This window comes from Chitinophaga sp. 05T412 (assembly GCF_056396465.1).
Genome location: NZ_JBFTLN010000015.1, coordinates 21,590 through 35,882 on the forward strand (window position 1 = coordinate 21,590; position 14,293 = coordinate 35,882).

Annotated in this window: 10 protein-coding genes; all 10 read left to right on the plus strand. The window is 45.3% G+C overall.

Translation table 11 applies throughout. The annotated features are described in order from the left end of the window. Position 1: 1 nt before the first annotated feature. The gene (locus AC1DFM_RS27125) at positions 2-1,519 is read left to right on the plus strand and encodes a RagB/SusD family nutrient uptake outer membrane protein (protein ID WP_477079906.1); all 1,518 of its coding nucleotides are present in this window, start codon (positions 2-4) and stop codon (positions 1,517-1,519) included. Between the two features lie 10 nt (positions 1,520-1,529). Next, a complete protein-coding gene (locus AC1DFM_RS27130; protein WP_477079907.1) occupies positions 1,530-2,393 on the plus strand; it encodes a PKD domain-containing protein in 864 nt (287 codons plus the stop codon). Between the two features lie 28 nt (positions 2,394-2,421). Continuing rightward, positions 2,422-3,534 carry an acyltransferase family protein gene (locus AC1DFM_RS27135; RefSeq protein ID WP_477079908.1) on the plus strand — a complete coding sequence of 371 codons (1,113 nt, stop codon included), beginning with the start codon at positions 2,422-2,424 and terminating at the stop codon, positions 3,532-3,534. Between the two features lie 283 nt (positions 3,535-3,817). After that, positions 3,818-4,360: an RNA polymerase sigma factor gene (locus AC1DFM_RS27140; protein ID WP_477079909.1), complete on the plus strand. Its 543-nt coding sequence runs from the start codon at positions 3,818-3,820 to the stop codon at positions 4,358-4,360. Between the two features lie 20 nt (positions 4,361-4,380). Beyond that, positions 4,381-5,523: a FecR domain-containing protein gene (locus AC1DFM_RS27145; protein WP_477079910.1), complete on the plus strand. Its 1,143-nt coding sequence runs from the start codon at positions 4,381-4,383 to the stop codon at positions 5,521-5,523. A gap of 251 nt (positions 5,524-5,774) precedes the next feature. Beyond that, positions 5,775-9,224, plus strand: a complete 3,450-nt coding sequence (locus AC1DFM_RS27150; protein WP_477079911.1) for a TonB-dependent receptor — start codon at positions 5,775-5,777, stop codon at positions 9,222-9,224. A 22-nt stretch (positions 9,225-9,246) separates the two neighbouring features. Beyond that, positions 9,247-11,079 (plus strand): RagB/SusD family nutrient uptake outer membrane protein, encoded by a 1,833-nt coding sequence (locus AC1DFM_RS27155; RefSeq protein WP_477079912.1) that lies wholly within the window; start codon positions 9,247-9,249, stop codon positions 11,077-11,079. A 117-nt stretch (positions 11,080-11,196) separates the two neighbouring features. After that, entirely contained in the window at positions 11,197-12,414 is a 1,218-nt protein-coding gene (locus AC1DFM_RS27160; RefSeq protein WP_477079913.1) for an IPT/TIG domain-containing protein, read from the plus strand. A 79-nt stretch (positions 12,415-12,493) separates the two neighbouring features. Beyond that, the gene (locus tag AC1DFM_RS27165; RefSeq protein WP_477079914.1) at positions 12,494-14,017 is read left to right on the plus strand and encodes a hypothetical protein; all 1,524 of its coding nucleotides are present in this window, start codon (positions 12,494-12,496) and stop codon (positions 14,015-14,017) included. Positions 14,018-14,090: 73 nt separating this feature from the next. Then, on the plus strand, positions 14,091-14,234 hold the full coding sequence (locus AC1DFM_RS27170; protein ID WP_477079915.1) for a hypothetical protein: 144 nt from the start codon (positions 14,091-14,093) through the stop codon (positions 14,232-14,234). Positions 14,235-14,293: the final 59 nt, after the last annotated feature.

The window sequence follows — 14,293 nt, forward strand, 5'->3', positions numbered from 1 at the left end:
CATGAGATCAGTGATTATCATATTATTGCTACTGCCGTTGTTGCTATGGCAAACCGGTTGTATGAAAGATGTAAATCCCAGCGATGCGCTGACCACAGAAACCATTACCAGCTCACCGGATGGCCTGAAGAATGCGGTGAATGGCGCTTATTCGCTCCTGAAAGATCACGTACCGTTTAATGGTACCACGGATGATAATAATATGTACCTGCGTCAGTATTTTCAGCTGTCGGATTTTGCCAGTGATGATATTGTATGTGGACAAACCACCGAAGATCCCTTATTCTACAGCTTTTCACTGGATCATTCTCCCACGCAACCGAATACCCGTTATTTCTGGTATATCTCCTATAAAATTATCAACGATGCCAATACCGTGATAGAAGCGGTGGAGAAGCTGGCTAACGCAGACGCTACTACGCAGCAGCTATTAGGAGAATGCTATTTCCTGCGTGCGTTTGCTCATTTCAACCTGGCGAAATTATTTGCCATGCCGTATACGTTGAATCCGGCGGCGCCAGGGGTAATTCTGCGTACATCTACCAGTGATCCGGCGCAAAAAGCACGGGCATCCGTAGGGGAGGTGTATAAGCAAATCATTGCTGATGCGCGTCGTGGCGCCGATCTCATGACACAGGCCAGAGGCAAACAATATGCTTCCCGGGAAGCAGCGTGGGCCTTGTTGTCCAGGGCTTATCTCTATGAAGGGGTGAACGATAGTACCCTGTATTTCGCTAACAAAGTAATAGATGGTGGTCGTTTTTCGCTGACCACCAGCGCTGCGTATCCTGATTTATTTGCAAATGCCATTAACGGTAGTGAAACTATTTTTTGCGTAGCCTTTACCCAGCTGGATGATTACGGCAAATTTGGTTCTATTGCTTCCATGATTTACTCCGACGGTAATTCCGGTTGGGGAGAAGAGTTTGCTTCTGCATCGCTGAGAGATACCATGGCGGCCAATCCGGAGGATGTGCGCTGGAAATACATTGTGCCATTGAAAGATGATAACGGTGATTTGCAGCAAAAGAATGGCATTGATATTTACTATATCGCCAAGTTCTCCGGCCAGGATAAGCGGCCTACTTTAAGTTCCCCGATTATGTTCCGGTTGGCGGAGATGTATCTCAACCGGGCGGAGGCTAATGCCAAAGCAGGGAATGTGGCGGCAGCGTTGGATGATGTAGATATGATCCGCAGCAACCGTGGACTAGGGAATGCGTTATATCATCAGCAATTGCCGGCGGGCAAATCTGCGTTGGATATTGTATTAAAGGAAAGACGCCTGGAGCTGGCGTTTGAAGGGCATCGTAGTTATGATTTGTATCGCAATAAAAGGCCGATGAACAGAACTTACTGGGGCTATCATTTACCGGGATTGAAGCAATCGGATATTGATTTATCCAAAAATCCTTCCGGTTATGCTAATATGATCATTCAGCCGGATAACCCGAAGATCATCTACTACATTCCGATTGATGAAGTAGAAACGAATAAACTGTGTACCCAGAATCCTTAAAATGTTGAACATGCAAAAATCATTGCTTTATATATTATTGCTGCTATGTGCAGCTACCTCCTGTAAGAAGGATGACGCCAAACCTGCGCCGGTAGTGGTATACACCATTGCCGTAGATGGCAGCCAGGTGACGTTTAAGAACACCACTACCGGGGCGGTGTCCTGGAAGTGGGATTTTGGTGACGGTACTTCGTCTACAGATCAAAGCCCGGTGCATACGTATAAGGGTAAAGGTAAGTATGTACCTACCTTGTATGCTACTTCGGGAGATGGGGTAACGGCGGAAGGGTCAACGGTAATACGGATTTCGAAGACGTCGCCCATCAAACTAAATGATAACAGTTTGGCAGACTGGGATACGCTGACACAGAACGTGATGACGGCCGGCCCTAAAGGGGGCGTGTTTAAAAAAGCCAAATTCGATTACGATGGGCAGTATATGTATTTCTATGTGGAGATGAGTGGGAAGCAATCGGACGGCGTGATTTTCGATGTGTACATCGACAGCGACAACAGTACCGGCACGGGGTTACTGACCTCTCTCTTCACCGGCGGCGGTTATGATGTATTGCTGGAAGGGCAGTGGTTGTTGAAGTCGGCCCCGATTCCGATGGGCCTGTTTTATCATAGCGGGCCACAAACCGGATTTAACTTTGATCCTCAATCCGGCACTGATTTTTACACCATAGGTACCATACAGGAAAGTAACGGACTGCTTCGGTTTGAAGGAAGACTGGACCGTTCGAAAATAAAGGGATTTACGGGGATGGCTATACGGCTCGGTATGGTGGCTACTACCAGCGATTGGGGCACTCAGCTGGGAACCATTCCGGATGAAGGGGCTCCATCTTTTTTAATGAATATGCCGGAATAATTATTAAATTAACGCTACAATCAGGATAATGAACAGTACAACCAATGTCAACCAACGACTGATTTCCCTGGATGTGATGCGCGGACTTATCATGATTCTCCTGGCTGGGGAGAGTGCCCGCATTTACTCGTCAATTTGGCATTTGCATCCAACGGGTATTGCCGCCAGCATCAATCAACAGTTTTTTCATCATCCCTGGAATGGCCTGCGGGCCTGGGATCTGGTGCAACCTGCTTTTATGACCATGGCCGGCTCGGCGATGTATATTTCCTACTACTATAAATCGCAGAAAGGGATTACCTGGTCACAAAACTTCCGGCATATTGCGTTTCGTTGTTTAAAGTTGTTTATATTTGGCACTGCCCTCCATTGCGTATATGCAGGAAGGTTAGTGTGGGAGTTATGGAATGTGCTGACACAACTCTCCGTCACAACCATGATCGCCTACCTGATTATACGCCGTTCCTATGTTTTCCAGTTGGGAGTAAGCCTTTTATTATTATTGGCTACTGACCTTCTTTATCGTTTCCTGTTAATGCCTGGTTATGCAGCGCCGTTTGTGATGGACCATAACTTCGGATCATTTATGGATATGGTATTGATGGGGAAACTCAATAATGGCGGGGGATGGGTGACCATCAACTTTTTGCCTACTGCTGCCCATACTATATGGGGAGTACTGGCGGGGAAGTTGCTGATCAGCAGCCGGTCATCTTCCCAAAAAATAAAAATACTGCTGGCAGCAGGCGCCATAGGTTTGATAGCAGGTTTCGGGCTGGATTGGGCGGGGATTACCCCCATTATCAAACGTATTGCCACCAGTTCTTTTACATTGGCATCCGGTGGTTGGGTGATGTTATTACTGGCATTGCTGTACTGGCTGATAGATGTAAAACAAAATACACGGTACGCATGGATAGCCACCGTGGTGGGGATGAATGCTATTTTTATTTATCTCTTTTTTGAAACAGTGGGAGGAGAGTGGGTAAATCCTACTACCGGTATTTTCGTAAAGGGTTTTACTGGGATGGTAGGGATACCGGAAGGCATTCAGGAAGTGTTGTCTGCCTTTGTGGTACTTGGGTTGGAATGGGGATTATGCTACTGGTTATATAAGAAAAAAATATTTTTTAAGTTATAAGCTGTCTACTGAAACCCCTGTGAAAAAAAGCTCCGGCATCATTTGCCGGGGCTTTTACTTTTTTTTCAACCCCTATGCATTTTTACAAATTATTTATTTACCTTGATTTGAAATTAAAGTCATCAAGCCAAAGTCTTTAGTCACAACAGTTGAACAATAGAAGAAATATGCTTCTTCCACAACTATTTTAAGTCGAACCAATCAAATAGCAGCTGTTCCGCGATACAGCCACCAAAGGAGTTATGTGTAAATGTCACCTGTAATTATACGGCAGTCTTATTAAATGGATTACTCTTCAGACATAGAACTGGTTGAACGGTTAAAAGACGGAGATACCGCCGCGTATGATGCTTTGTTCATGAAGTATCATAAGCTGCTGTGTGTAAATGCGTATTGGTTTCTGCGAAATGAAGCGGAGGCGAACGACCTGGTACAGACTTTCTTCCTGGACATATGGGACAAAAAGTTATATCTTCAGTTCAATGGTGATATCCGTGGATACCTGCATCAGGCCATTAAAAACCGTTGCCTGACGTGGCTGAAAAAGCAGAAGACAGAGCGGGAGCAGCAGGTGGCTTTCACCCAGCTACAGGATGAAACATGTATGAGTATACCGGATATTTCTCCGGATTATTATAAACAGGTATTAACTACTATTAATGGTATGGCCATGCAAAAACGTTCGGCCATACAAATGGTATATATGGAGGGGAAGCGTTATCAGGAGGCAGCAGATGAAATGGGAATCAGCATCAATTCTTTCAAAACTCACTTAAAAAGAGGCTTGAAAGTATTGCGGCATGCAGTTATTAATAAAGGGCATTAGCCCGTGTTTGGTTAACAATCATGGAAGTAGCAGCAGAAAAAATATTTGAATTATATATACAACGCCTGTCGGGTCATCTCTCTGCAGAAGAGGAGCGCTATGTACAGGAACAGTTGCTGCATAATCCTGCTTTCAAAGCACAATGGGAGCTGCTGGTGAAGGAAGATGAAACCATGAATGCCAGCGGATACCTGCAACGTATTAACTCCACCGCTGCCTTGCAGTCTATTCATGAAGAAAGACCCGAAGCACTACCTGCGCGGGTGTTTCCACTGAAGAAAATAATGATAGCCGCTGCCATGATCTTATTGTTAGGTAGTGGCGTCCTGGTATTTTTCTTCTGGCATAAACCCACACCCGTATATACTTCTGCCAATGTGATCCAGCAACAGCAAAAAAGGGAAATCCGCCTGGTGATGAACCAGGGAGAAGCGGTCATCTTAAATAAAGACAGCAGTGCACATACCATTGCTTTGCAGCATGCCACGCTGAATACCAGCAATGGCGCATTACAATATACGTCTTCGGATACCGTACAAAATATACTGGAAATACCGGCAGGAGAAAGTTATCAGCTTACCTTGTCTGATGGTACGGAGGTGTGGCTGAATGCCGCTACCAGGTTACGTTTCCCTTTTCATTTTGGGAACGCCAGCCGGGAAGTATATGTGGAGGGAGAAGCCTACTTCCATGTAGCCAAAGATGCGCAACGTCCTTTTATCGTGCATACGTCCCTGAATAATGTGCAGGTGTTGGGAACTGCATTTAACATTAACACTTATCAGGCGGGTACCGTCAAAACATCATTGGTATCGGGTAGTGTGATGGCGCATGGAAAAGGCAATGAGCAGCAAGCTTTACAACCCGGACAGCAGGCCGATTATGGCGCCAATAAAGGATTTACTACCAGTCGCTTTGATGAAGAAGAAGTATCTTCCTGGCGTACCGGCGTATATTATTATCACAGTATGCCACTGGCAACATTAATACAGGAAGCTACCCGTTTTTATGGGATGCGCTTTGTGATTGATAACGATAAGCTGGCCGGTAAATCCGTTACCGGCTTAATGGATCGTAAAAGGCTGGATGACTTTTTATCCGATCTTAAAACAACTGCTCACCTGGACTACCAACTCTCCGGTAGTGAAATTATCCTGAAATAAATATTCTCCATTTAACGCCAAAGGTTGTCACCCGTTTTATCGAAAACGGAGTAGTTACACGGAAAGCATTCGTGCTGGCCAGTCAACTATTTATCCATATACCTTGAGGGGACTGCAGGTAATCATATTAATTGTTAAAAAAAGTGAATGCTGCCTGTCACCCGTTTTGCCAAAATCGATGTAGTTGTACTGAAAAGCATTTGTAGATGCTATTTGCTGTATAATCATTTTAACTTGTAAACAATTCCCGAATGAAAAAAAGTATACGCCACTTTCAACTGGCTATGCGAAGAGTGGTGCACTTGCTGGTGCTATGCAGCCTTGTAGGTATGCCGTTTTTTGGCGCACAGGCGCAAACGCCAACTCCTTCACTACAGTCAATTGTAACCGTTACAGGAAATGATGTATCGCTGGCACAGATCTTTCGTGCCATCAAAAAGCAAACTGGTCTTACACTGGTGTACAGTAATCAATTGCTGAATGATGGAGAGAAGATCTCGCTGAATTTCCGGCAGGCGAAACTGGATGATGTACTGGCTTTTATTTTTAAGAGCAGGAATATCAGCTATGTAATACAGCGCAACCGCATTGTATTAGACAAGAAAGCAGTGCCGCAGGAATCAGCAGCGGCGCCTGCTGCTCCGGCTGAAAAGCAGAGCGAGTGGCTGGTGCGGGGCCTGGTGATGGATGCCGATGGTAATCCATTACCCGGTGTAACCGTAACCGTAAAAGAAACCAGCAAAGGTACTGTGACCGATGTAATGGGGGTATTTTCCATCAATGCTGCCAAGGATGATATCCTGAAAGTAGCGATGATGGGAATGAATCCGGAAGAAGTGCGGGTGGTTAGCCAGAAGGCCATGAAAATCAGTCTGACTGCCAAGGTGGACAAACTGAATGAAGTGGTGGTAGTAGGCTTTGGTGCACAGAAAAAAGTGACCGTAACAGGTGCCGTTTCTACCGTGAATATGGCGGATATGAAAAGCCCGGTGCGTACCCTGACCAATGCGTTGGTAGGTAAAGTATCCGGGGTGATCTCTATGGCAAGTGCTGGTGGAGAACCCGGTTATGATAATCCCAACTTCACCATCCGTGGTATAGGTACTTTCGTAGGTAGCAATTCGCCGTTGATCATTGTGGATGGGGTACAACGTGAAGATGTGAACAGCACCTATGGTGGTGCTTTTAATAATATAGATCCGGAAGATATCCAGAGCATTTCCCTGTTGAAAGATGCTTCTGCTACGGCGGTTTATGGTGCAAAAGGTGCGAATGGCGTATTGATCATTACCACCCGCAGAGGGGTGGCTGGTAAGCCTAAAGTAGCTGCTAAAGTGGAAGGCGGTTACAGTGGTTTAACCAAGTTGCCTAAAATGCTGGAAGGCGTGAATTACATGAAGCTATATAATGAAGCGCGGACCAATGCAGGAGACCAGCCGGGGTATAGCGAAGAACTGATCCGGAAAACTGCCAGTGGATTAGATCCATACCTGTATCCAAATGTAAACTGGATCAATACTATTTATAAGGATTGGTCGGCTATGGCCAATGCCAATGTAAACGTAAGTGGTGGTGGTGAGTCCATGCGTTATTATGTATCGATGTCGTTTTACGACCAGGAAGGACAATACAATGTAAAGAAGATAAATGATTATAACCCCAACCTTAATTTCAAGAGATACGATTTCCGGAGTAATGTAGACCTGAATGTCACCAAAACAACACTACTTTCCCTCAACCTGGCTTCTATGCTGGTAAATAGCCGTTTCCCGGGTAACTCCGCCAGCCGTATTTGGTATCTCACTTATGCTACCAATCCTATTGGTTTCCCGGTTAGCTATCCGGATGGTAAATGGGCAGGTCCACCTGCCAACGCAGGCGAAAATCCATACAACATCGTACAGAATGCAGGTTATAGCACAGAATTTAAGCCGTCTATTCAATCGGTATTGTCCCTTAATCAGAAGCTGGATGCCATCACAGAAGGGCTAACAGCTACCGCACGTTTCTCTTTTGATACGTATGGTGAATTTGACAACTCCAGGAAAGGAAATAGTGCCATCTGGTACACCTCCAATAGAGATGAAAATGGTAATCTCCTTTTTGGAAAACCACTAAGAACAGGGGATACTTACCTGAATTATGGATCTTCCTCTTCCGGAGAACGGATGATGTACCTGGAAGGTAACCTGGCCTACGACCGCAGTTTTGGCCGGCATAATTTCGGTGGCTTACTTGTAGGTAGCATCCGGAATCGTTTGAGAGGTTCTGCAGGTGATGCCATTACAGCTATTCCTTATCGTAACCAGAGTGCAGCCGTCAGAGTCACTTACTCTTATATGGATAAATACCTGGTGGAAGGAAATATGGGAGCTACGGGTTCTGAAAACTTTGAGAAAGGTAAGAGATGGGGTTATTTCCCGGCAGGATCTGTTGGTTGGGTGATTTCAAAAGAAGATTTCTTCCAGCCACTCGCCAAAACAGTGAATCTGCTGAAGATCAGAGGTTCTTATGGTATGACAGGTAATGATCAGATTGGTTTGGGGGGCAACCGTTTTGGATATTTAACAACGTTTAATACCGGCGCAGGTGGAGTATCCTTTGGTAGTGCCGGCAATCCCACCTATTACGGAGGTATTGCACCCAGCGTAATGGGTACCCAGGGACTGACCTGGGAAAAATCAGCGAAAACAGATATTGGTCTGGAAATGGGCTTCCTGAATAAACTGAACCTGGTGGTGGATTGGTTCCGGGATAAAAGAACTTCTATCCTGGTTGGACGTAATAGTATTTCATCTATCGGCGGCTATTCCAATGTTTCGATATTCGGTAACATCGGCGAAATGTTGAACAAAGGTATGGATGCGAGTTTGGAGTATACTGATAATATAGGAAAGGATATTACGCTACGTATATTCGGTAACGTTACCTATGCTAAAAACACGATTCTTTTTGCTGATGCGCCTAAAGCCATATTTCCATATCAGCAGATGGAAGGTCACCAGTTTGGAGAGTTTTATGGGTATGAGAGTTTGGGACTATTTACCAGTGATGACGATGCTAAAAAAGCAACGCAAAGCAGACCTGTTTATGCGGGTGATATCAGGTACAAAGACAAGAACAACGACCTTAAAATTAACGGAGATGATCAGACTTACCTTGGTAAATCTTCTTTCCCTGCCTGGTCATATGGTTATGGTTTCAATCTCGGATATAAAAATTTTGAGCTCTCAGCCATTTTCGCGGGCGTAGCCGATGTAGGCATTATGGCTAATGGTACAGATATATCAGGGAATGGCGCTGGTGCATCAGGTGTAGGCGTGGTGCCATTTGCAGGAATGGGACAAAATCCGGCTGCTGTATTGGAAGATATGATGAACCGGTGGACACCGGATAATCCAAGTCAGAATGTACATTATCCGCGACTCACCGTAGCTAATACCAACGATAATAACTATGTGAATAGCACCTGGTGGATTAGAGATGGCAGCTTCATGCGTCTTAAGCAGGCGTCGCTCAGTTATTCTTTTATCACACCGCAAATGAAGAGAAAAGGGATCAGCAGTTTACAGGTATATACCTCCTGTACTAACATGCTTACGTTCTCCAAATTTAAATTATGGGACCCTGAGCTGGGGAACAATGGTGCCAAATATCCTTATTCTAAAACAGTTACACTGGGTGTAAGAGCACAGTTTTAATGAAGCAAAAAAAGATCATGTTATGAAGAGATATAAATACCTGTTACTTTTTTTCAGTGGTATAAGTGTGATGATGCTGGGAGCGTGTACCAAATACCTTGATAAAAAACCGGACAATCTTTTAACAGAAGAACAGATCTGGCAAACCAGGGCCAACGCAGAAGCCTATCTGAATAATATTTATAGTTACAGACGTGGTTATAATGACTATGCTACCGTGGGGCTTGCGGATGAAACATCGGTGAGTATTCCAAACACCGTGGCCAGGTACATCGTAAGTGGTAACTGGAGTCCATCAGATTGGTATGCCTATAACTGGGCCGACTACTATGTGGCTATCCGGCAGTCGTTTATTTTTGAGCAGAATATTGATAAGGTACCCACCGGGGAACTGAGTGATGATTTGAAAGCACAGTATAAAGCAGAGAACCTTTTTTTACGTGGATATTTTTACTGGATGCTGTTAAAACAGTATGGACCATATGTAATCGTGAATGGTACCATGGGCCAGAATGATGATTACAATAAACTGACCCGGGCGCCGTTCGACGCCTGTGTTGCGCATATCAATGGCATATTGGATGCAGCGGCAAAAGGATTGCCACTTACCTGGAATGCGGCTAATAACGGCCGGGCTACTGCAGGCGCTTGTCTGGCAGTGAAAGAAAAGGTAGCGTTGTGGGCGGCTAGTCCGTTGTGGAATGGTAATCCACGTTTAGCAGTTCTCAAAAATCAGGATGGTACACTGTTAGCGCCTGCCAGTTATGAAGTGGATAAATGGCGTGTTGCCGCCGCTGCTGCCAAAGCAGTTATTGATACAAAGGTGTACAAATTGTTTACCAACCTGGATAATGGCGGTACCCAATTTAATCCATATGAATCTGTTCGTGATGTATTCCTGACTTCGTGGAATGACGAAATCATCCTGGCTTCTATGAACTGGGATCGTTGGGGCTACACGGCCTGTGCTGCGCCCGGCCCGGCAGCAGGTGGTTTGTATGACGCTACTCAAAATGTGGTGGATGCATTTTATATGAACAATGGTAAAACCATTGATGATCCAACCTCAGGTTACAAGGAAACTGGTTTTGCGCAGGGTGCAGGTCTCTTCGTATGGCAACATGGTAAGGGTGACTGGAATATGTATGTTGATAGGGAACCCCGCTTTTATGCTTTTGTTGCGTACAATGGTCGTCCGGTAGTACCGGCAACATCCGAGGATGAGCGTAACTATTATTCTTCCGATCAGAATAAGGATGGCAGGGGCAGAATAGAATTTTATTACAGTGGTAAATCAGGGATGAAATACGGCGGAAGCAATATTATTACCGGTTATCTCCCCAGTAAACTGCTGAGTCCTAATGATAATATCCGTACCATGGTAAGTGGCGCGTATCGTTCTCCGTGGATACTTATCCGTTATGCTGAAATATTGCTGGATTATGTAGAGGCGCTGAATGAATACGATCCAGGTAACCCTGATATTGTGAAGTACCTGGATATGATCAGACAAAGAGCCGGTATTCCGGGCATAGAACAAGTATATCCGGATGCGGTAGGCGACACGAAAAAAATGAGGGACGTGATCCTGAGAGAAAGGCAGATAGAGCTTTGTTTTGAAGGTGATCGCTACTACACCCTCATTCGCCGCCTGTTGATGGAGAAACCGGAAAATCAGGCTATCTACGCGATGAACGTAAATGCAAACGATAACGGACAGGGATTTTCTTTCACTGATTTTTACAAGAGAACGCTTTTCCAGAAGAGATACTGGGATAACAAGATGTATATATTCCCTATACAGCAGAAGGACATGGAGAAGGCAAGGGGATTGGTACAGAATCCAGGGTGGTAATAATTTTCTTTATTTAATTCTCAATTAACTGCTATGATCAGGCCACTGAATTCATATATACTTACAGGTTGTTTTTTGGTTGCAGCTGCCTTTACCAGTTGTAAAAAAGATAGTGATTTGAAACATGCCGACGGACAGCCTGTTTCGCTGACAGATTTCATTCCTGCCGCTGGTGGCGCTACTACAGAGGTATTGATTACCGGAGATAACTTTTCATCAGACACTACTAATTTGAAGGTTACTATCAATGGTAAGCCCTGCAAGATAGTAGGCGCCAATACCAAACAAATTATGGTGGTGGTACCTAAGAAATGCGGGTCCGGTAACCTGGTGGTATCTATCGGAAAAGATAGTGTAGTCAGCAGCACGCCGTTTACTTACATATTTACAAGAACAGTGAGTACGTTGGCCGGTAATGGTACCGCGGGATATGCCGCCGGAAAAGGTGCGGATGCCCAGTTCAGCTTTAATGGCGCGGGGTGGTATCGTGCAACGGGTATCGCTACAGACGACAACGGCAATGTATATGTTGTTGATCCAGGTAATGCCTGCATTCGTAAAATTGATGGTGACGGAAATGCAACCGTATTGGCGGGTAGCCCCGGTCATGGTGGTGGCGACGATGGACAAGGCCCTGCAGCGCGCTTTTCCATTCCTTATGGTTTGGCGATTGATGCTACCGGGAATGTATATGTAGCAGATCCCGGCCTGCACGTTATCCGAAAAGTTACACCAGATGGTACTACTACTTCCCCGGGAGCTACATTAGCAGATCCCTGGAATATCACGGTAGATAAAAAATCCGGCAGGGTATGTTATTCCAACCCTGGCGACGGTAGAATCATTGAATTAAAGTCTGACGGCAGCAGTGAGCCCATCATCACTGGTATCAATAATCCTGGAGGAATGGCTTTCGATAAGGATGGCAATCTCTATGTATCCAGTTATGGCGATCAAACTATTTTACGGTTTAAAGCAGGTACCTGGGAACGCAGTGTGGTAGCCGGTACTACCGGCGCTGCTGGTTTCGTAAATGGAATTGGCGCTGCGGCGCGCTTTGCTAACCCATGGGGTTTGACGGTAGGCGGCAATGGTATGATATACGTTGCAGGTAATGGTAGTTATGGCGCTAACGCTGATGAGAGTATCCGTGCTATTTATCCTAATACCTTTGAGGTGATTACCTATGCAGGTGGCGGTACGCCGGGTTACGCGGAAGGCATCGGCGGATTAGCTGCGTTTAATGCACCTGGTGGCGTAGCCGTAGATAAGAATGATGTAGTGTATGTGTTGGATAAAAATAATAACCGGGTAAGAAAGATCATATCAGAATAATCCTATTAAAATGCTAGCCCCAAAGGCCGCTTCGCTTTGCGGAGCGGCCTTATATTTTGAAACCATGTTAAACAAGCATATGTATATTTTTTTATTGGCGGCGCTTGGCAACCTCGCCTGCGCGTGTAGTAAAGGCCATACAACGGAGCCCGTTGTGGCAGCAAAAGCACATACTTATTATGTATCCGTTGCCGGTAGTGATGCTGCCAACGGCACTATTGGCAGCCCAATGCGTACCATTAACGGTGCATTGGCAAAAGCAATTCCAGGTGATAGCGTGATTGTAAGGGCTGGTAACTATGGAGAAAAAGTAGTCTTCCCCAAAGCTGGCCGCTTAGGGAAATTAATCACCCTGAAAGCATATGCCGGCGAAAAAGCCGTGATCGATGGTACAGGCCTCCCGGTATCGGGTAATGAATCATTGGTGATGATCAGCAACGCCAGCTACGTGGTGCTGGAAGGATTTGATATCTGTAATTTAAAGACCAGCGGTGCTGGTACCAACGTGAACGGTGTGACAGCAAATGCAGGGTCCTGCAATATCATCATCCGAAAAAATAAAATTTATAACATTGAAAATAATGCCGCGCCTTCACAGGGAAGAAGTGGGCATGGTATCGAAATTGCCGGCAACACCGCTGATGTGATGACAAACATCCTCGTGGAGGATAATGTGATTCATGATACTAAAACCGGCTATAGCGAAAACCTCACGATCAATGGCTATGTAGATGGATTTACGATTCGCAGAAATACAATTTACAACACAGAGAATATTGGTATAGATGCAGCGGGTGGTTATGCCGCCAATCCCAATCCTGCGCTCAATTACTCACGTAACGGAGTGATCTGCGACAATGAATTATATAACATCGATATGACCCGCGGCCCAATAGGCGCACAGGGCCATGGCGCCATCGCTATTTATGTGGACGGGGCCCGGAATATTATTGTAGAAAGAAATAAAATACATGAAGCCGATCGGGGTATTGGTATTGTGAGCGAGAACAATGATTACCCTACCAGCAATTGTATTGTGAGAAATAATTTTGTGTATAACTGCTGGCTCACCGGTATTTATCTCGGTGGCTACCTGGGCTATACTTCCGGTGGTACCCGTAATTGCTATGTCGTGAATAATACGCTGTTGTTTAATAACAAGGTAACGGGTGCATATGGCGAAATAGAAGGTGAAATCCGCCTCACAGAACAATGCTTCGATAACGTGATTAAAAACAATATCGTATATGCCAGACCGGTAGATGTGTTTGTGCATAAATATACCAACACGGGTTCGGGAAATATCATCGATAATAACTTGTATTATACTACCGGCACACCGCAGTGGATCTGGGGTGGTACAAGCGATCATGTGATCACAGATGTTGCTGCCTGGAAAACTACTGTTGGTGGAGACGCCCATTCCATGTACGGTGTAGATCCTTTATTGGTGAGCGCCACTATTCCGGACCTGCATATCACGGCTAATTCACCGGCTAAAAACAGCGGTGTGGTGATGGGGGCAGCGGTGAATGGAACACTGGATATTGACGGTCATCCGCGGATCGTGAATAACAGCATCAGTAAGGGAGCACAACAATAATAAATCCCCTTTTTCCGTGATTGACAGGCAGGTGTTCTTTGTGTAGATTCAGGAAACCTTAAACTGTACTATCATGAAAAAGAAAACCACCTCAAAACTGAAGCTTACCAAAATTACCGTGGCCACATTAAGTAAAGTGTCACCTCAGGTGAGCAAAAACCAGTCATTGCCAACTACACAGTTCATCAGCTGCGGAGAAACGTTTTGGGTATGCTAATAGCCGGTTGCCCAAAGGCTCAGGTTTTGTTTTAGTCATCGGGTCCCCCGCCAAAAGCG

Excerpts from the sequence above, each read along its gene's own strand:
- AC1DFM_RS27125 (WP_477079906.1), top strand. The coding sequence starts at position 2 with ATGAGATCAGTGATTATCATATTATTGCTACTGCCGTTGTTGCTATGG.
- AC1DFM_RS27130 (WP_477079907.1), top strand. The coding sequence starts at position 1,530 with ATGCAAAAATCATTGCTTTATATATTATTGCTGCTATGTGCAGCTACC.
- AC1DFM_RS27135 (WP_477079908.1), top strand. The coding sequence starts at position 2,422 with ATGAACAGTACAACCAATGTCAACCAACGACTGATTTCCCTGGATGTG.
- AC1DFM_RS27140 (WP_477079909.1), top strand. The coding sequence starts at position 3,818 with ATGGATTACTCTTCAGACATAGAACTGGTTGAACGGTTAAAAGACGGA.
- AC1DFM_RS27145 (WP_477079910.1), top strand. The coding sequence starts at position 4,381 with ATGGAAGTAGCAGCAGAAAAAATATTTGAATTATATATACAACGCCTG.
- AC1DFM_RS27150 (WP_477079911.1), top strand. The coding sequence starts at position 5,775 with ATGAAAAAAAGTATACGCCACTTTCAACTGGCTATGCGAAGAGTGGTG.
- AC1DFM_RS27155 (WP_477079912.1), top strand. The coding sequence starts at position 9,247 with ATGAAGAGATATAAATACCTGTTACTTTTTTTCAGTGGTATAAGTGTG.
- AC1DFM_RS27165 (WP_477079914.1), top strand. The coding sequence starts at position 12,494 with ATGTATATTTTTTTATTGGCGGCGCTTGGCAACCTCGCCTGCGCGTGT.
- AC1DFM_RS27170 (WP_477079915.1), top strand. The coding sequence starts at position 14,091 with ATGAAAAAGAAAACCACCTCAAAACTGAAGCTTACCAAAATTACCGTG.